This window comes from Paraburkholderia pallida, from assembly GCF_004524855.1.
GTDB lineage: Bacteria > Pseudomonadota > Gammaproteobacteria > Burkholderiales > Burkholderiaceae > Paraburkholderia > Paraburkholderia oxyphila.
Map to the genome: position 1 here is coordinate 1,553,573 of NZ_CP038148.1, position 17,229 is coordinate 1,570,801.

The 17,229-nt window shown below is 63.2% G+C and carries 17 protein-coding genes and 1 tRNA gene; 9 read left to right on the forward strand and 9 right to left on the reverse strand.

Annotation, left to right across the window (positions count from 1 at the left end):
- The first annotated feature begins 6 nt into the window (after positions 1–6).
- Positions 7–261, forward strand: coding sequence for a cell division topological specificity factor MinE (gene minE, locus E1956_RS07055; RefSeq protein ID WP_028215841.1), 255 nt, complete (start codon positions 7–9; stop codon positions 259–261).
- A gap of 283 nt (positions 262–544) precedes the next feature.
- The gene (locus E1956_RS07060; protein ID WP_134747974.1) at positions 545–862 is read left to right on the forward strand and encodes a YXWGXW repeat-containing protein; all 318 of its coding nucleotides are present in this window, start codon (positions 545–547) and stop codon (positions 860–862) included.
- 205 nt (positions 863–1,067) lie between these two features.
- On the opposite strand, the gene E1956_RS07065 is transcribed toward E1956_RS07060, so the two are convergent.
- Positions 1,068–2,543 carry a chloride channel protein gene (locus E1956_RS07065; RefSeq protein WP_134747975.1) on the reverse strand — a complete coding sequence of 492 codons (1,476 nt, stop codon included), beginning with the start codon at positions 2,541–2,543 and terminating at the stop codon, positions 1,068–1,070.
- A 238-nt stretch (positions 2,544–2,781) separates the two neighbouring features.
- Between E1956_RS07065 and waaC the strand changes: the two genes are divergently transcribed.
- Together waaC and E1956_RS47365 are read left to right on the forward strand one after the other, a co-directional pair.
- Positions 2,782–3,789 (forward strand): lipopolysaccharide heptosyltransferase I, encoded by a 1,008-nt coding sequence (waaC, locus tag E1956_RS07070; protein WP_134747976.1) that lies wholly within the window; start codon positions 2,782–2,784, stop codon positions 3,787–3,789.
- Between the two features lie 307 nt (positions 3,790–4,096).
- On the forward strand, positions 4,097–4,219 hold the full coding sequence (locus tag E1956_RS47365) for a hypothetical protein (protein WP_256377765.1): 123 nt from the start codon (positions 4,097–4,099) through the stop codon (positions 4,217–4,219).
- A gap of 29 nt (positions 4,220–4,248) precedes the next feature.
- On the opposite strand, the gene E1956_RS07075 is transcribed toward E1956_RS47365, so the two are convergent.
- The 4 genes from E1956_RS07075 to E1956_RS07090 all read right to left on the reverse strand — a co-directional run bounded on the left by E1956_RS07075 (position 4,249) and on the right by E1956_RS07090 (position 7,264).
- On the reverse strand, positions 4,249–4,428 hold the full coding sequence (locus E1956_RS07075) for a hypothetical protein (RefSeq protein ID WP_134747977.1): 180 nt from the start codon (positions 4,426–4,428) through the stop codon (positions 4,249–4,251).
- A 157-nt stretch (positions 4,429–4,585) separates the two neighbouring features.
- Positions 4,586–5,902, reverse strand: a complete 1,317-nt coding sequence (locus E1956_RS07080) for an MFS transporter (RefSeq protein WP_134747978.1) — start codon at positions 5,900–5,902, stop codon at positions 4,586–4,588.
- 454 nt (positions 5,903–6,356) lie between these two features.
- Positions 6,357–6,893 carry an energy transducer TonB family protein gene (locus E1956_RS07085; protein ID WP_134747979.1) on the reverse strand — a complete coding sequence of 179 codons (537 nt, stop codon included), beginning with the start codon at positions 6,891–6,893 and terminating at the stop codon, positions 6,357–6,359.
- 155 nt (positions 6,894–7,048) lie between these two features.
- Complete coding sequence (locus E1956_RS07090; RefSeq protein ID WP_322788515.1) at positions 7,049–7,264, reverse strand: hypothetical protein; 216 nt, start codon at positions 7,262–7,264, stop codon at positions 7,049–7,051.
- A gap of 730 nt (positions 7,265–7,994) precedes the next feature.
- Between E1956_RS07090 and E1956_RS07095 the strand changes: the two genes are divergently transcribed.
- The 4 genes from E1956_RS07095 to E1956_RS07110 are packed head-to-tail and all read left to right on the forward strand — an operon-like array spanning position 7,995 to position 13,108.
- Positions 7,995–10,526 carry a type VI secretion system Vgr family protein gene (locus E1956_RS07095; protein WP_256377766.1) on the forward strand — a complete coding sequence of 844 codons (2,532 nt, stop codon included), beginning with the start codon at positions 7,995–7,997 and terminating at the stop codon, positions 10,524–10,526.
- Positions 10,523–11,851: a LysM peptidoglycan-binding domain-containing protein gene (locus tag E1956_RS07100; RefSeq protein WP_134747980.1), complete on the forward strand. Its 1,329-nt coding sequence runs from the start codon at positions 10,523–10,525 to the stop codon at positions 11,849–11,851. The genes E1956_RS07095 and E1956_RS07100 overlap by 4 nt, the downstream gene beginning before the upstream one ends.
- A 46-nt stretch (positions 11,852–11,897) precedes the next feature.
- Positions 11,898–12,452, forward strand: a complete 555-nt coding sequence (locus E1956_RS07105; protein ID WP_232071316.1) for a hypothetical protein — start codon at positions 11,898–11,900, stop codon at positions 12,450–12,452.
- Positions 12,440–13,108, forward strand: coding sequence for a hypothetical protein (locus E1956_RS07110; protein ID WP_134747981.1), 669 nt, complete (start codon positions 12,440–12,442; stop codon positions 13,106–13,108). The genes E1956_RS07105 and E1956_RS07110 overlap by 13 nt, the downstream gene beginning before the upstream one ends.
- Before the next feature lie 25 nt (positions 13,109–13,133).
- Here E1956_RS07110 and E1956_RS07115 read toward each other — a convergent pair.
- The 4 genes from E1956_RS07115 to rph form a co-directional block, all read right to left on the reverse strand.
- Positions 13,134–13,223: transfer RNA gene (locus E1956_RS07115), tRNA-Ser, on the reverse strand.
- A 66-nt stretch (positions 13,224–13,289) separates the two neighbouring features.
- Entirely contained in the window at positions 13,290–14,459 is a 1,170-nt protein-coding gene (gene hemW / locus E1956_RS07120; RefSeq protein WP_418789248.1) for a radical SAM family heme chaperone HemW, read from the reverse strand.
- A 44-nt stretch (positions 14,460–14,503) separates the two neighbouring features.
- Positions 14,504–15,166, reverse strand: coding sequence for an RdgB/HAM1 family non-canonical purine NTP pyrophosphatase (rdgB, locus tag E1956_RS07125; protein WP_134747983.1), 663 nt, complete (start codon positions 15,164–15,166; stop codon positions 14,504–14,506).
- A complete protein-coding gene (gene rph, locus E1956_RS07130; RefSeq protein ID WP_028215854.1) occupies positions 15,159–15,899 on the reverse strand; it encodes a ribonuclease PH in 741 nt (246 codons plus the stop codon). Before rph ends, rdgB begins: the two co-directional genes overlap by 8 nt.
- A gap of 272 nt (positions 15,900–16,171) precedes the next feature.
- Between rph and E1956_RS07135 the strand changes: the two genes are divergently transcribed.
- Positions 16,172–17,110: a YicC/YloC family endoribonuclease gene (locus E1956_RS07135; RefSeq protein WP_134747984.1), complete on the forward strand. Its 939-nt coding sequence runs from the start codon at positions 16,172–16,174 to the stop codon at positions 17,108–17,110.
- Positions 17,111–17,229: the final 119 nt, after the last annotated feature.

Genomic DNA, 17,229 nt, shown 5'->3' on the forward strand with positions numbered 1-17,229 from the left:
CACGTCATGTCGTTTCTTTCGTTTTTTCTCGGCGAGAAGAAGAAGTCCGCCTCGGTAGCGAAGGAACGCCTGCAGCTCATCATCGCTCACGAGCGTGCAGGCGGTCATCCGCCCGCCGATTATCTGCCGGCCCTGCAACGCGAGCTGGTCGCGGTGATCTCGAAGTACGTGAAGATCTCCGACGACGACATCCGCGTGAGCCTCGAGCGCCAGGACGACCTCGAAGTGCTCGAGGTCAAGATCGAGATTCCGCAGGCCTGATGCACCCGATGCGCGCGGGGCGATTGTGCGCCGCGCGCATCTCGATATTCCCACCGCATCGCTATCGCTTTGCGTGCAGGCGCGTGCGCGCGTGGATGCGCGTGCCCGTGCCCTGCGTGACGCACGCGTGTCGCGCATGAGCGGTTACGCGCCGCTTTCCCCACCGAAATATTCGGTTTCACTTCACCCCTCGCGGTAACAACGCCGTTGTCAGCGCAGGCGCGTGCTCGCGCATTGATCGGGTAACGCCACTTTCGGCGTCCAACTCGAAGGGGAGATTTACATGAACAGCTCCATCCGCCTGCTCGTTGCCAAGGCCGCCATTGTCGTCGCGGGCGCTTGCGCCGTCGCGGCGCCCGCACTCGCGGAAGAAGTCATCGTCGTCGCGCCCAGCGCGCCGCCGCCCGAGCGCGTCGAAGTCGTGCCGGCGGCGCGCGTCGGCTATGTGTGGGACAAGGGCCACTGGCGCTGGGATCACGGCCACTACGTGTGGATCGGGGGTCACTGGCAGGCCGAGCGTGTCGGCTATCACTGGGTGCCGGGCCACTGGGTCGCGCACGGTCCGAACTGGCGCTGGATCGAAGGTCACTGGGCAGCGTGAGCCGGCGGTTAATGCGCCAACCCGGGTCCAGGAGAGAAACACTATGAGCAAAAAACTGCTTGCTGCCGCGGCGCTCGCGCTCATGCTGGCCGGCTGCATCGTCGTGCCGGCGCGGCCCGTGTATGTGCGGCCCGCTCCCGTCGTGGTCTATTGACGTCACGCCAACGCGACGCGCCGCTTCACGGCGCGCCAGGCCCGGCGCACATCAGCGGTCAGAGGTTGGGTCCGCTGCGGTGTAGCCGGGCCTGTCGTTTTGTGGAGCGGCTTCCTGTGCCGCCATCGTCACGGGTGCGTCGGCCGCGACGCTGGCGTCGTTTGCCGCTTCAGACTCGCGCGCAGCGGTCTCTGTGTCTGCGGCCCGTGCCGCGCTTGCGATCGCCATGGGTGGCTGCGCATAGCGCAGCGAGAGCGTCTCATAGAGCGGCGGCGCAAAGATGCGCGAGATGCGGCTCGCAATCAGCGCGGTGGCCATCAGCGAGATCACGAGCGCGTGGCCGTCGATCATCTCCATGACGATCACGAACGAGGTGATGGGCGCCTGCGTGACCGCCGCGAGATAGCCGACCATCGCGAGCGCGATGAGCATGGGCAGTTGCAAGTTGCTGAAGAGCATGTGCAACACGTTGCCGAAGCCCGCGCCGATCGACAGGGAAGGGGCGAAGATGCCGCCCGGAATGCCCGGCAGGTAGGAGCCGACCATCGAGGCCATCTTGAGGAACGGATACGCGACCGACAGATGCTCGCTGCCGTCGAGCAGGCCACGCGCTTCGGCGTAGCCGCTGCCGAACGTCCTGCCGCCCGAGACGAGACCGATCAGCGCGATGGCGAGCCCGCAAAGCGCGGCGAACGCGATGGGGCGCTCGCCGTGCAGCTTGCGCAGCGGCTCCGGAATCCAGCGCTGCGTGTTGAGCAGCAGCCAGGCAAAGATGCCGCCCGCGATGCCGGTGACAAGCGCGGTGATGATCACGGCCACGGCGAGCAGATCGGGGAAGTGCGCACCGATCTGGATCGTGCCGAAGTACGTGTAGTTGCCGTTCAGGCCGAGCGCAATCACGCCGGCGATGATGATCGAGGTGATGACCACGCCGCTTGCGCGCGCCTCGAAACTGCGCGTGAGTTCTTCGATCGCGAACACGATGCCCGCCAGCGGCGTGTTGAACGCCGCGGACAGCCCCGCGGCCGCGCCGGCGAGCACGAGCTTGCGCTCGATGAGCGCGTTCGAGCGCGGGTAGAAGCGGCGCATGTTGAACATCAGCGCCGCGCCTACTTGCACCGTGGGCCCTTCGCGGCCGATCGTGAAGCCGCCGAGAATGCCGAGGAAGGAGATGGCGATCTTGCCGGCGAGAATGCGCAGCGTGAGCAGGCGCGTTCCCGTATCGCCCGTCTTCGTGTGCAGCGTGGCGATCACCTGCGGAATCCCGCTGCCTTCTGCGCCGCGAAAGAACGTGCGGGTGAGCCACACGGCGGCGGCCGCAACGGCGGGCGTCACGATGAGCGGTAGCCAGACATGCTGATGCTGCACGCGCAGAAAGGCGTTGTAGCCCCAGTCGATGAGACGCGCGTAAAACACCGCGACGAGGCCGACCGCGATCGCGCCGAGCCACAGCACGCCGTACTGCCGCCACAGACGTCGCGCGCGGCGTACGAGCAGCGAAATAATGTCCGGATTCACGGTCCGCATGGATCTATTCGGGGCGCAAAGGAATCATTGTAGCGGCGTGAGCGGGGGCTGTCGGATTCATCTCTGTGACAGATCACGGGTTTCCGGGTCCCGCATCAGGTGCCGGATCGCATAAAGTAGGGTTCGATGAATGGCGAACGGCTCCGCAATTTGTCCTCTGAGCCGCTTCGCGCTCCGTTAAAATCTCGGGAAAATTCAGGCAAATCAAGGAAATCGGGCCTCGCAGGTCCGCAGCACAATGAAACGAGTTTTGATTGTCAAAGTGACCTCGCTCGGCGATATCGTCGAGGCGCTTCCGGTCGTGGCCGATGTCCAGCGCGCCTTCCCCGGCGTGAAGGTCGACTGGGCCTCCGACGAGTCGTTCGCCGATATCGTGCGCTGGAACGCCGGCGTCGACCGCGTGCTCTGCGCACCGCTGCGCCGCTTCAAGAAAGCGCGCCGCTGGAGCGACTTCAAGGCGATCTGGGCGTCCATCTCCGAGCTGCGCGCCGAGCGCTACGACGCGATCGTCGATATCCATGGTGTCTACAAGAGCGCGATCATCGCGTTTCTCGCGCGCGGGCGGCGGCGTTTCGGCTACCTCGCGCAGGATCTCGGCGAGCGCGGCGCAGCCTTTGCCTATAACGGCCGCTTCGGTCCGCGTCCGAAGTGCGATGCGTGGCTCGGCATGCGTATCAGCACGGGCGAGGCGCTGGGCTACAAGGTCGACACGCCGCCCGACTTCCAGATGCGCATTCCGCGCGACGGCACGGCGCTGCCCGCGCCCGACGCGCCCACGGCGCTGATCTTCCACGCCACCTCGAAGGAAGAGAAGAAGTGGCCGGTCGAGCATTGGGGCGAGCTGTGCCACGCCCTCATTGCGCGCGGCCTGCGCATCGAATTGCCATGGGGCTCGGACGCCGAGCACGCCACGGCGCGCGAGATCGCCGCGCTCGTGCCTGGGGCGACGGTGCTGCCGCGCCTCACGGTCTCGCAAGTTGCGCAACGCATCGAAGACTCCGCGCTCGTGGTGGGCACCGACACGGGCTTCGTGCATCTCGGCCACGCGCTGCTCAAGCCCACCGTGATGATCTTCGTCGCGACCGACGCGGAGCATCTTGGCGTGCGTGCGCCCAACCGCTCGATTTCGGTCGGCGACGGCCATCACGTGCCGCCTGTTGCGGTCGCGCTCGATGCCGTCGATCGCGTCTATCCCGCACGTGACGGCGGCGGTGCGGCGAAGGGGCCGCTCGCTACTGCGGCCTGATCTCCTCCACGCGCGCTGTCTTCGCGGCGCCCTTCCCTGGGCGCCGCTTTCTCCCTGTTCGCACGCTGTTTTCCCGCTGCTTTCCATTACATAGTTGTTAAAAGTGTCGCCGTTGCGTAGCACGCGGCGCGCCGACAGCGCGTGCGCCTGCGAGGCGTTGCGCAGGCTGTAACACGGGCCACACCGCTACTTACAAATTGCAACGCCTCAGACGTTCGCCGTCGTGTTCAATCCAAAGCGTCCGCAGCCCGCATGGCCCATGCAGGGCAAAGCCGGACAACAGACATTGACTCGATGGGAGAACGAAGTGAAACGACTGACGCGTACCCTGATTGCAGGTGCATTGCTCGCAGCGGCGCTGAGCGGGTGCGTCGTGGTGCCGGCGGGTGGCTATTACGGCGGAGGCTACCACCACGGCTACTACTACTGATGAGGCTCCCGTGGGGCGCGGCGGTGCGCTCAGGCGAGCAGCAGCTCGACAGCGACCACCGCCGCGATGGCCGCGGCATTGGCAAGCAATGCTTCCAGCACGACTGAGCGCCAGCTTGCCGTGCGCAGCCGGAAGGCCAGGACGAGCGAGATACCCAGCGCGAGTGCGATCATCAGCACGACATCGGCGTTGCTCAGATGCAGGTTCATCGTTGACCTCGCTGGCAGACAGACGCGGACTTCGTCCATTCGAGTATAGGCACGCTGGTCTCGCTCACGAACAAAAAAGCGGAATCCGCCTCGCGGACTCCGCTTTTTTATTACCGGTGCGTTGCCGGGCGCACATGGGCCGGCGCGCCTTTACAACTCACGTCAGCGACGTGTGACGCGTCTCGCGCATGCACAAGACGCCGAACAGGCTCACGGCTGCCGCGATCGACACATACGCGCCGACCCACGAGAGGCCGCCGCGCGCCGCGAGCACCTGCGCGATGTACGGCGCCACCGATGCGCCCAGGATACCGCCCAGGTTGTACGCGACACCCGCGCCCGTGTAGCGCACGCTCGTGGGGAAGAGCTCGGGCAGCAGGGCGCCCATCGGCGCGAAGGTGGCGCCCATCAGGAACAGCTCGATCACGAGGAACAGCAGCACGAGCGGCAGCGAGCCGCTGCCGAGCAGCGGCTGCATCGTGAAGCCCGAGAGAATGGCCGCAATGCAGCCGACGATCAGCACCGGCTTGCGGCCGAAGCGGTCGGAGAGCCAGGCCGAGATCGGCGTGGCGATGCCCATGAAGACCACCGCAATGCAGAGCATGCCGAGGAACGTCGGGCGCGGGATATGCAAGGCGCTCACGCCGTGCGAAAGCGAGAACACGGTGGCGTTGTAGAACAGCGTGTAGCAGACCACCATCGCGAGCGCGCCGAGCAGCGTCGGCCACCAGTGCTTCGAGAGCAGCGCGGCAACCGGCACGCGCACGCGCTCCTCGCGCTCGATGGCGGCCTTGAACGCGGGCGTTTCGGCGATCTTCAGGCGCACATAGAGGCCCAATGCGACGAGCACCGCCGAGACGATGAACGGCACGCGCCAGCCCCAGTCGCGGAACTGCTGGTCGGAGAGCGTGGAGGCAAGGCCGAAGAACAGGCCGTTCGAAGCGAGAAAGCCCACCGAGGGCCCGAGCTGCGGAAACATGCCGAACCAGCCGCGCTTGCCTTGCGGCGCGTACTCGGTCGCGAGCAAGGCCGCGCCACCCCATTCGCCGCCGAGGCCGATGCCCTGGCCAAAGCGCAGCACGCACAGCAGGATCGGCGCGAGGCTGCCGATCGAGTCATAGCCGGGCACGAAGCCGATCAGCGTGGTGGAGAGCCCCATCACGAGCAGCGAGGCGACGAGCGTCGATTTACGGCCGATACGGTCGCCGAAATGACCGAAGATGAACGAGCCGATCGGCCGCGCGACGAACGCGATGCCGAACGTCACGAACGCGGAGAGCGCCTGGGCCGTGGCCGAGCCGTGCGGGAAGAACACGGGGCCGATCACGAGCGCGGCGGCCGTTGCGTACACATAGAAGTCGTAGAACTCGATCGCGGTGCCGATGAAGCTCGCGAAGATCACGCGCGCGGTGTTTTGCTGCTTCGCTGCGTTCGCCTGATCGGCGCTCGCGGGCGAAATGGGCGAAGTGGACATCGATGGGTCTCCAATTGTTGTAATGCGCACTGACGCGCTGCATGGGGCACGCGGGGCGGCGCAGGCGTCTTTTTGTTCAGGATTCGAAGCCCTGCGGACGGGCGGCATGGCGGTTGGGCCTCAGGTCCGGGGCGCACCCGCGGCTCGCCGTCCGCGGATGCCCTGGCGGCATCTTTGCGCAGGCAACGATTCGTCAGTATGCATCGCGCAGCACCGGCTGTGTGCGCGACGCGGGAACCGGCGGGGTGGCGCGCGGATAAGGGCGAGCGGCACGAGAGGTGGCCGTGCGTCGCTCGGGTGACGCATTGGCACGGCGCGGGTGGCGCCATGCAATGCGCGAGGCCGGTCAAATGCCGGCGTGGGATAGCGGAAAATTATAACGACCGTGCGCAACGCACAGCAAGACTCCAGCAAGCCCGGCGCGTGGGCTTTGCAAGGCGCGATGCTACGGGGCTCAGTTGAAGTTCTGCGCTTGCGGCGAGGCGAGCGTGCGCAACTGGAACTTGCCGTTGTCGTTGAAGAGCCAGTCTTCGAACAATTCGATCTGGCCGACGGAGTTGAGCAGATGCGCCGGCGGCGGAGGCAACGGCGCCGAGCGGCGCAGCGTGACGAGCGCGGTGGCCTCGGCGTCGTAGTCGCCATTGGAGCGGTACACCGACGATTTCGTGATCTGCCCGTCGCGATTGACGGTGAACGAGACCACCACGAGCGAGCGCAGCATCGCCTGCGGCGTGCCTTGCAGCACATAGGACGGATTGCGCTCGACGATGCGCCTGGCGATGGCGGCGCGATAGTCGTCGAGTGCGGCGCTGTTGATTGCCTGAGGCGGGATGACCAGCAACGGCCGTGGCGGCGGTGTGATCGTGCAGCCGCTCGCGAGCGCGAGCAGCAAGAACGGAACGAAGCGCTGCAACAGGCGTGTGCAGGCGGAGGGATTGCCAGGGGCGCTCACGGCTGCAAGGCCGCTGCGCGGGCGGACGCGGATGAGCATGGCGAGCAGGCTCGAATGCGAAACCAGATTCGAGCTTAGTCGAAACGCGCGGGGTTTCAATCCGCAGTCACCCGCGTCGTGAATCCGGGTGCGCGATCATGGCCGCCAGGGAGAGGGCGGCGCGAGGCAGACGACAGGAGAGGCGTATCGAGCGCTTACTCGACAGGGAACTGCGCGCACGGATCTGCGGCCACGGTGGCGCAGGCGTACGAGTACTGGCCGCTCTTCATGAAGAGCTCTTTGCCGACTTCGAGGTTGTCGCGAAGATCGGGCGAGCTTTCCCAGGCGATGTAGCTCGAGCACATGACGGCGAGCAGAACGACGATCGAGAATGCGAATTTTTCAAGCAGTTGAAAGCGGTGCGGCATCATGAATCCCCTTAATGGACGGGATTGTACCGCAATACTAGGGTTTTCACCTAGGTATCTGCCATATAGCTGGCATGATATGTGGAGGTGATATGTGTTTGCGACCCTTAAATTCGGCAAGCTGTTCAGCAGCGGGAATGATGTGCTGCACTCGCTGCTACGGTTGGCGGTGCCAGAGCGGTCGCGAGTACGGATGCCCTGCGCATCGAATGCTCGCCGGTCCAAGTAGCGCAAGGTCTCCCGTCTAGCGGCGTGCCAGGATACGAGCCTCATTTCATGGGGAAGAGGATCCGGTCTATGCCCTGTTCGCAATGGAATACGCTCGAAGTGCCGCTAGAGAACGGATGGCAATGTGTCCTGATTCCCGCCGGTCAGTATCGTGACGCGTTGTGGCTGCAACAGGGGAGCAGGATTCAACCTTACCCGTTGAGGCGGCCTCAATGGGGATGGCCTGATGGCCGGGACGCGTTGCACTACGCGATGGATCGCACGCGCGAGGTATGGCCCTTGCGCCAGATCGACGTTTGCCCGTTCGCCGCCCGCCACAACGAAGCGGAACGGCGACGTGGCAATCACGAATGCGGCACGAACAACGCGCAGCGGTACAGATCAATTGCACAGCGAGGATTCTGTGCGCAAAAAATCCGCCATCTCACTTTCGGACATATCTGATTGCAGGCCACATACCGTCTGGCCAGCATGAGAATTCGACCGATTAAGGAGACGCATCAGATTGGCGGAAATTGATCCGGTTTCAAACCTGCTCACTGGCAGGCAGGCGTACCGCCTCGACGTGCCAGGAACGCCCGCCGCCGCCGCGCTCTCGGTGGTGTCGTTCACGGCCACGGAAAAGATGAGCGAGGCAAGCGTAGTGCTGATCGTGGCGACGCATCCGCAGCAACTCGCGCGCGCCGACTTCCTCAACCAGGACGCCACGTTTTCCATCACACAGGAAGATGAAACCACGCGGGAAATGAGCGGTGTCATCGAGCGTATCTCGGTGCTTCAAACCTCGCACGACGAGGTTACGCACGAATTCCTGCTCAGGTCGCACGTTGGACGGCTGGCGACGACGACGCGCACGAAAATCTACCAGCACGCGAGCACGCCCGACATTCTGGCGGCGGGGCTGCGCGAGCACGGCCTGCGTGAGCATCAGTTTACTTTCAGGCTGCGGGGCACCTATCCGAAGCACGATTTCCGTATGCAATACGGCATGACCGACGCCGCATATGGTCACATGATGCAGGAGAAATCAGGCATCTTTTTCTATATTCAGGAGAGCGAATACGGCGACCAGGTGGTCTATGGCGATGACGTGGATCACTACATCTACGATCCCCGCCTGATCGTACCGTACCGCGAAGCGGCGGGACTGGAGGCTGGCGGCGTCGAGGCGGTCACGTCGATCAAGAGCCACTCCGTTGTCGTGTCGAAGTCGGTGATTGTCGCGGACTATAACCCTCAAGAGGCGTGGGAGCGTTTTCGGGATACGGCCAACGTTGCCCCGGGCGATACCACGACCTACGGCCAGCCCTATGTGTACGGGACTCACCACCTCGACCAGGCCGGGGCGAAATGGGAAGCCCAACTACGGCACGAAGCGGCCATCGCCTGGCAGGTCGTCTATGAAGGCGAAAGCAACGTACTGGCCTTGCAGCCGGGGCGCGTGTTCGAAACGGATATCGTGCTGCCCGATGCGCCGGAAGGCCAGCTTGTTGTCGAGATCACGCACAGCGGCGCACGCGACAAGCCCTATACGAACCGCTACAGGGCCATCCCCGCCGACCGGCGTTTCCGCCTGAAGCTGGAACCCGAGAATTGGGCCAGGGTGAGCGGCACACTTTCAGCGCGCGTGACCAGTCCGGATTCCTACACGTATTCCTACATTACGTCGGAAGGCCACTATGTCGTTCGTTTCGATGCGGACTTCGAAACGTGGCCAAAGGGCGGCGAGAGCGTACCGCTGCGCCTTGCAAAGCCGTTCGCGGGCAAGTTCCAGACCGGTATGCACTTCCCTGGTCTGGACGATGCCGAAGCAGTGGTGACCTGCCGCGATGGCGACCCGGACAAGCCGGAAATTACCGGCTTTCATCACCACAGCCAGGCGCGCGACCTGGTGACAAATGACCGGCGCTGGCTCTCGCGCAACATGATCCGCACGCAGAAGAACAACAAGATTCGCTTCGAGGACTGGGCGGGCCAGGAAGGCGTCAAACTTAGCACGGAACACTCGGGCAAGTCGCAACTGAACCTCGGCTACCTGGTTAACAACAAACTCGAATACCGGGGCGAAGGCTTCGAGGCGAGAACATCGGGCTACGGGGTGAATCGCGCGGGCAAGGGCATGATGCTGACCGCCTACGACCGCCCCGCCGCGACCGGCAAGCAACTGGACATGCAGGAGACCATTGCGCAGCTTGAAAGCGCACTGGCGACCGCGAAGGCTCTGGCCGCATCCGCCAGCAGCGCGAAGGCCGAACCCGCCGACACCGACGCCCAGCAGCAGATCAAGGACGATCTGGACGGCCTCAAGCAGCCGGGGCTGCTGATGAGCACGCCCGCATCGGCGGCGCTTGTCGCGGACCAGGGCATCCAGTTCGCAGCAGAAGACAACATTTCAACCGTGGCCGGAAAGAATGCCGACTGGAGCGTGCTCAAGCGTTTCACGGTCGCGGCGGTCGAAAAGATATCGTTGTTCGTGCAGAAGGCCGGCATCAAGATTTTTGCGGCCAAAGGCCCGGTCGATTTTCAGGCCCAGGACGGCCCAATGTCGCTCACGGCTGCAAAGGACGTGAACTTTGCCAGCGTCAACGGCAAGGTCAATCTCGCCGCCGCGAAGGAAATTATCCTGGAGTGCGGCGGCGCGTTCATTCACCTGAAGGACGGCAGCGTCACTCTAGGCGGTCCCGGTGATCTGTTCCTCAAGACGATCACTGTGCAAAAGAAGGGGAAAGAGTCCGTCCGCATTCCGCTCGCGGCACTGCCTATTGCCCCCGACCAACGCCTGTTCAGTAACCTCGTTGATCTGTCCGACGCTGGCTTTGCCACCGCGAGCATCGATCACGCGTGGGCGAACCTGACCTATCTTGCCACCGACAAGGCGGGTAACAACCTGGCATCCGGAACACTCGATGATGCTGCTCTCGGGTCTCGCTTCTATAGCCGGGAACCGAAGGACGTTGACGTATGGATTGGAACCCCAGGATGGGAGCCTACCGAAGAAACCCTGTCGGACGATGATAGTGAGGAAGAAAACGAATGAGTTCCAATCCGATGTCAGATACGCCGGAAGTCTATGTCGTGCAGCCTGGAGACACGCTGAGCGGGATTGCGCGGACCTATGGCACGACAACTTACGCGCTTGCGGGTATGAACAGGCTGCAGAATCCAGACCGGCTAACCGTTGGTCAGCGACTGGTAGTCAGTACCAAGAAGGTGTGTGCGGTTGTGCCACTGTTCATTGATCGGGACCGAAATCCAATCAAGGGACTACGCTACCGTATCGAAAGCCGGTTTGCATCGGCCTTTGAAGGGGTGAGCAAGCTAAACGGTCTTGGCGAGCGTTTCATCACAAAAGCCGAAGGTGAATTTGTTCGCATTCTGGTGCGCAAACTCGATGGTACGTGGAAGCTTATACATGAAACCCAGGCGTCGATTGGCGAGAAACTTGTCACCCTGAAGAGCGGCAAGATAAAGCTGAGTACAAGGACGCAACCACATCCCCAGACGCCGGACGGCGTGCCGGTTGACGATCCACCGCCGGCCCCCAAGTCCAAGCCTGTTCCGATTGGTACGCCAAAGCAGGCGAAGGGCGACATGCATCATCCAGCGGCGCAAGGCGCGGACAAGGGCATGAAGGGGCAGCAGAGCAAGACCGCGCAAGGTGCGACCGATACGAAGTTCAGCAAGGATCGGCCCGACCTGCAAAAATATTTCGCGTTGTACACAGGCGAAAGAATTACGGACACGGATTGGAATGAAGCCGCCAGGGCCATCCAATGTGAAATCGCGGTCATTCAGGCGTTCGCTCATGTCGAATCGGGAAAGTCACCCTTTGACCACCATAATCGCCCAACAATCCAGTATGAGCGGCATAAATTCGCCAAGCATACAGGCCACAAATACGATGCTCTGAATGCGGACATTTCAGGGGGACCCTATACGAACAAGAAGTTCGACAAGGCTGGCCATCCTATTGCCGCGAACGACCGTTATGTTGCGGACGCCTACGAGCGTTTTGAGCGCGCATATGGTCTCGACGAAGATGCTGCCATTATGGCCTGCTCGTGGGGCAAATTTCAGGTACTCGGTGAAAATTATGAGGGTTTGGGATTTCCAACCGTACAGAAATTTCTGGAGGCCGCGTGCACTTCCGAACGCGAACACCTTCTCAGGCTTTTCGTGCCCTTTGCAATGACGGTGCGAGATGCGAAATACGGACACGGCACATTGAGAAATGCGTTAATTCAAAAAAATTGGACAAACGCCGCATGGCTCTACAACGGCCCAGGTTACCGCAAATATGGTTACGACAATCAACTCAAGGCTGCTTATGAAAAAATCAAGGCTGGTAGTTTTCGCGTTTAGCGCGCTTATTGGATTGAGCAGCCAGGCTGGTTATTCGGAAAGTGTAATGCTCAACAGCACGAAAGGCGTGATCGATTACGACAAGCTAGAAAGTGCTGTAAAGCAACGTCCAGAATTCTTTATTTGGAATGGTGTCCAGTCCTTCCGCGCGAGTTTCAACAGCGGGAATGTCTATTTTCTTGCGTCAAGCACAATGCTTTCGCCAATCGAAAAACCTGTTAGCCACGGCTATCCGGGTGGGCGCGGCTGGTGCGAATTCGATTTCTTCGACCAGAATTACAAATATGTCAATGGTATCCGCGTCAATATTCAGGACCACGCGGACACCAATGTCTGTAACTGGATCGAAGGGGTGTCAGCCGCGACATACAAGGGTCAGCCCGCATTGCTCACGACGGTTCAATACCATCGCGGTATCGATCCCGCTAAAACCGTAGATGAGATTGGGAACAGCTACCACCGTTTCACCGCCCTGCTGATATTGACGCCTCACCAGGACGGTTCGCTCTCGATTCGCCAGGACGATAGCTGCTTGGGGCCAGGGAATCAGATTGGTGAACTTGCTATTGCACGCAAGCGGATCGCAGAATGCAGCCAATAGCGAACCGTCGGCACCCGGACGCGGTGCCGTTTTTCGTTTCGCCGCCAGCCTGGGTGCTTGTCCACGAACCCACGCCAGGAGAGTCGCACGTTGCGACGGAAAGCGCGGATGAAGGCCGCGCGATCCTCTGCTTTCTGTCACCCCTCGACGCGCTGATTGAGGTCGCGCGCTTCGCGCAGTTAGGGCAGATGTATCATGTCATGCCCGCCGCGCACCTTGACGGCGGACTTTTTCGTGATGCGGACGGACGCGGGCTGGTGGCGTGCATCCATGCCGGATGGCCGACGTATGCGGGGCGTATTCTGCTGCGCCCAGGCGGCGCGCTGGGCCGGTACGATCAGATGATTCATATATGGGCCAACGATCCGCCCTGGTTCGAAGTCGATCCGGCGACCCTGAAGATGATCGACCACTTGCACGAACAGGCGGGCCTGTTTGCCTGGCGCGAGACGCACCGGGCGATCCACGAATGGAGCGGGGCGCGTATGAGCAAGGCGGTCGGTCAGGCGCTTCGCAGTGCGCCGGCATTGGACTGTTCGACCCGGAGTTCGGGCAGTGGCACGTTGTCGCTCCTCCGGAGGATTGAGCGGCGCAGTTATCGATGTGCACGTGGGTCGTTTTGTGGGTCGAAAAACAAAATCCCCGTAAACCATTGAATTTACGGGGATTTGTCCTTGGATCTGGCGGAGGCGGTGAGATTCGAACTCACGGAAGGGTTACCCCTTCGCCGGTTTTCAAGACCGGTGCATTCAACCACTCTGCCACACCTCCGGAGCCGCGCATTGTAACCCGAAACGCTGTCGCGCCGGCAGCCCTTGAATCATCTCGATTTGGGCGTCAGGCCGGCTCTTTGAGAAACAGCTCCTGCAGATCGTTGAGAAAGCGCTGACCCAGCTCCGTGGGCACGATCTTCTCGTAGTCGCGTGCGATCAGGCCGCGCTTTTCCGCTTCCTGCAGCGCGGGTTCGATCGTCGTAATCGGCAGCCCTGTGCGTTCCATGAAGCGATGCACCGGGAAGCCCTCCACGAGCCGCAGCGCGTTGAGCATGAACTCGAACGGCAGATCGCGCGCGCTCACTTCGTGCTCTTCCTGGATCGGCTTGCCCGCGCGCGCCTCTTCGATGAACGTGGCCGGATGCTTGTAGCGCATCTGGCGCACGATGCGGTTCGGGAACGACAGCTTCGAGTGCGCGCCCGCGCCAATGCCGAGGTAATCGCCGAAACGCCAGTAGTTGAGGTTGTGGCGGCTCTGCCGGTTCGGCTGCGCGTACGCCGAGACTTCATAGCGTCCGAAGCCCGCCTCGGCCGTACGCGCGTGGATCCACTCCTGCATGTCCGCCGACAGGTCGTCGTCGGGCACGGGGGGCGGGAACTTCGCGAACAGCGTGTTCGGTTCGAGCGTGAGGTGATAGAGCGACAGATGCGGCGGCGCGTACGACAGCGCCGTTTCGATATCGGCCTGGCATTGCGCGAACGTCTGCTGCGGTAGCGCGAACATCAGGTCGAGATTGAAGTTGTCGAAGGTATTGGCCGCGACCTCCACAGCATGGCGCGCCTGAGTGGCGTCGTGAATGCGCCCGAGCGCCTTCAGATGCGTCTCGTTGAAGCTCTGGATGCCCACCGAGAGGCGGTTCACGCCGCTCGCGCGAAACTGCGCGAACTTCGCCGCTTCGAAGGTGCCGGGGTTCGCTTCGAGCGTGATTTCCGCGTCGGCGTCGAGCGGCAGCAGCGCGCGCACGTCGGAGAGCAGGCGATCGAGCCCCGCCGCCGAGAGCAGGCTGGGCGTGCCCCCGCCGATGAACACCGTGTGCACCTGGCGGCCCCAGACGAGCGGCAGCGCCTGTTCGAGGTCGGCGCGCAGCGCGTCGAGGTAGTCGTCTTCGGGAAAGCGCTCGCCTTTCCATTCGTGCGAGTTGAAATCGCAGTACGGACACTTGCGCACGCACCACGGGAAATGCACGTAGAGCGACAGCGGCGGCAGCGAGGTGAGGCGAATGCTGCCAGGCATCGTGAACGACTGGACCACGTCGATGCCGGTTCGATGCTGCTGGCTCACGCTAGCTCCTCCAGCCGCGCGAGCAGTTGCCGCAAGGCGATTGCACGATGGCTCGAAGCGTTCTTCAGCGCCGGGTCGAGCTCGGCGGCCGTGGCTTCGAGGCCCGGAATGTAGAAGTACGGGTCGTAGCCGAAGCCGTTCTCGCCGCGCGGCGCGTCCAGAACCACGCCGTGCCAGCGGCCTTCTGCGATCAGCGGCTCGGGGTCGTCGGCGTGGCGCACGAGCGCCAGCACGCAGTAGTAGTAGGCGCGGTGGTCGGCGTGGGCCTTGAGGTTTTCGACCAGCAGCGCGTTGTTCGCCGCGTCGCTTTTCTCGCCGCCCGCAAGCTGCGCGTAGCGCGCCGAATAGACGCCGGGTGCGCCGCGCAACGCGGGCACGCACAGGCCCGAATCGTCGGCGAGAGCGGGCAGGCCCGTGAGCTTCGCCGCATGGCGTGCCTTGGCGAGCGCGTTCTCGACGAACGTGACGTGCGGCTCCTCGGCTTCGGGCACGTTCAACGCACCTTGTGGCACGAGCTCGATGCCCGCCGCGCCTAGCAGTGCAGCGAACTCGCGCAGCTTGCCCGCGTTGTTCGAGGCGAGCACGACACGCGAAAGCGTAGCGACGCCCGGCGTGGCGACGCCCGGCGTAGCGGCACCCGTTTCAGGCGAATTAGCCATGCGCGATCCCCAGCGCGGCCTTCTGCTTTTCGATCAGCGAGGCAATGCCGCCTTGCGCGAGATCCAGCAGCGCGTTCAGTTCGTTGCGCGAGAACGGTGCGCCTTCGGCGGTGCCTTGCACTTCGACCATGCCGCCCGAGCCCGTCATGACGACGTTCATGTCGGTGTCGCATTGCGAGTCTTCGGCGTAGTCGAGATCGAGCACCGGCACGCCTTCATAAACGCCCACCGAAATCGCCGCCACGTAGTCGGTGATCGGCGAGCGCTCGATGCGGCCCGTCGCGAGCAGCTTCGTCACGGCGTCGTGCGCCGCCACGAACGCGCCCGTGATGCTCGCCGTGCGCGTGCCGCCGTCGGCCTGCAGCACGTCGCAATCGAGGTTGATGGTGCGCGCGCCGAGCGCTTCGAGGTCGAATACGGCGCGCATGGCGCGGCCGATCAGGCGCTGGATTTCCTGGGTGCGGCCGGTCTGCTTGCCGCGCGCGGCTTCGCGGTCGCTGCGCGTGTGCGTGGCGCGCGGCAGCATGCCGTATTCGGCGGTGAGCCAGCCCTGGCCCTTGTCACGCAGGAACGGCGGCACGCTTTCGGAGACGCTCGCCGTGCACAGCACCTTGGTGTCGCCGAATTCGACGAGCACCGAACCTTCGGCGTACTTCGTGTAGTGGCGGGTGATGCGGACGTCGCGAAGCTGGTCGGCGGCGCGGCCGGAGGGGCGCTGGATGGATTGGGTCATCGTCGGGTGTGCGCGAGGGCACGAAGCAGGAAGGGGAAACCGTAATTTTACCGCCTTCGCGCGGTGGGCGAAGCGCGCTTACTGGGGCGCGAGCGGGGTGCCGCTCGTAGCGCCGGGCGTGCACGGCAGTGGCGTTTCCAAAAATGGGATAATACGGTTTCTCCGCCCCGCGTCATCGCAAGCACGAGACCACGCCGGGCGCCTCGACTTCTCTTGCCGTGACCCGCGCTTTTCACGAAGCGCGCCGCCATGGCTTTTTCGCGAGACGAACCATGATTTACAGCATGACCGGCTATGCCAGCGCCACGCGCGAGCTCGTAGCGGCATCGGGCACGGGCGGCGCCAGTGTCTCCGTCGAACTGCGCACCGTGAATTCGCGCTTTCTCGATCTGAACTTCCGCATGCCCGAAGACGTGCGCGTGTGCGAGCCCACGTTGCGCGAAATGCTGATGACGAAGCTCTCGCGCGGCAAGGTCGATATCCGCATCAACATTCAGCGCAGCGAGCAGGCCGCCAACGCGGGCGCGCTCAACCGCGATGCGCTCGACCAGCTCGCGACGCTCGAGCGCGCCGTGCTCGAAGCGTTCCCCGACTCGGGCCGCCTGCGCACCGGCGAGATTCTGCGCTGGCCCGGCGTGCTGGCGGAAAGCGGCGTGGCGCCCGAGGTGCTGCGCGACGCGGTGCTCGGCTGCGGCAAGCAGGCCATCGCCGACCTGATCGAGGTGCGCGCGCGCGAAGGTGCGCAGCTCGCCAACATGCTGCTCGCGAACGTCACGGAAATGGAGGCGATCGTCGCGAAGATCACGCCGCTCGTGCCGGACCTGATCGTCAAGCATCAGCAGAAGATCGTCGAGCGGCTGCAGGAAGCGCTCGGCATCGCCGCGCCCGAAAGCGCGAACGGCAACGGCAATATCGGCAATATTTCGCGTGAAGAGATTGCCGAGCGCATCCGCCAGGAAGTGACGATGTACGGCATCCGCATCGACATCGCCGAAGAGCTCTCGCGCCTCACCGCGCACCTGACCGAAACGCGTCATGTGATCGAGAAGGGCGGGCGCGTGGGCAAGCGCCTGGACTTCATGATGCAGGAGCTCAATCGCGAAGCGAATACGCTCGGCTCGAAGGCGGCAGCGAAAGAGCTCGCCGATGCCTCGATGACGCTCAAGCTGCTCATCGAGCAGATGCGCGAGCAGGTGCAGAATCTCGAATAAGCATGGCGCGCCGCGCGTATGGGCAACACGTGCGCGGCGCGTTCGAAGCCACGCAGCGCAGGTAGCAACTCAAGCAGCAAATTCAGCAGCAAATCCAGCAGCAACTCAGGAAGCAACGA

What these genes read in the sequence shown, in the direction of transcription:
- minE (WP_028215841.1), top strand. Translation starts at nt 7, where the DNA reads ATGTCGTTTCTTTCGTTTTTTCTCGGCGAGAAGAAGAAGTCCGCCTCG.
- E1956_RS07060 (WP_134747974.1), top strand. Translation starts at nt 545, where the DNA reads ATGAACAGCTCCATCCGCCTGCTCGTTGCCAAGGCCGCCATTGTCGTC.
- E1956_RS07065 (WP_134747975.1), bottom strand. Translation starts at nt 2,543, where the DNA reads ATGCGGACCGTGAATCCGGACATTATTTCGCTGCTCGTACGCCGCGCG.
- waaC (WP_134747976.1), top strand. Translation starts at nt 2,782, where the DNA reads ATGAAACGAGTTTTGATTGTCAAAGTGACCTCGCTCGGCGATATCGTC.
- E1956_RS07075 (WP_134747977.1), bottom strand. Translation starts at nt 4,428, where the DNA reads ATGAACCTGCATCTGAGCAACGCCGATGTCGTGCTGATGATCGCACTC.
- E1956_RS07080 (WP_134747978.1), bottom strand. Translation starts at nt 5,902, where the DNA reads ATGTCCACTTCGCCCATTTCGCCCGCGAGCGCCGATCAGGCGAACGCA.
- E1956_RS07085 (WP_134747979.1), bottom strand. Translation starts at nt 6,893, where the DNA reads ATGCTCATCCGCGTCCGCCCGCGCAGCGGCCTTGCAGCCGTGAGCGCC.
- E1956_RS07090 (WP_322788515.1), bottom strand. Translation starts at nt 7,264, where the DNA reads ATGATGCCGCACCGCTTTCAACTGCTTGAAAAATTCGCATTCTCGATC.
- E1956_RS07100 (WP_134747980.1), top strand. Translation starts at nt 10,523, where the DNA reads ATGAGTTCCAATCCGATGTCAGATACGCCGGAAGTCTATGTCGTGCAG.
- E1956_RS07105 (WP_232071316.1), top strand. Translation starts at nt 11,898, where the DNA reads ATGCTCAACAGCACGAAAGGCGTGATCGATTACGACAAGCTAGAAAGT.
- E1956_RS07110 (WP_134747981.1), top strand. Translation starts at nt 12,440, where the DNA reads ATGCAGCCAATAGCGAACCGTCGGCACCCGGACGCGGTGCCGTTTTTC.
- hemW (WP_418789248.1), bottom strand. Translation starts at nt 14,459, where the DNA reads ATGCCTGGCAGCATTCGCCTCACCTCGCTGCCGCCGCTGTCGCTCTAC.
- rdgB (WP_134747983.1), bottom strand. Translation starts at nt 15,166, where the DNA reads ATGGCTAATTCGCCTGAAACGGGTGCCGCTACGCCGGGCGTCGCCACG.
- rph (WP_028215854.1), bottom strand. Translation starts at nt 15,899, where the DNA reads ATGACCCAATCCATCCAGCGCCCCTCCGGCCGCGCCGCCGACCAGCTT.
- E1956_RS07135 (WP_134747984.1), top strand. Translation starts at nt 16,172, where the DNA reads ATGATTTACAGCATGACCGGCTATGCCAGCGCCACGCGCGAGCTCGTA.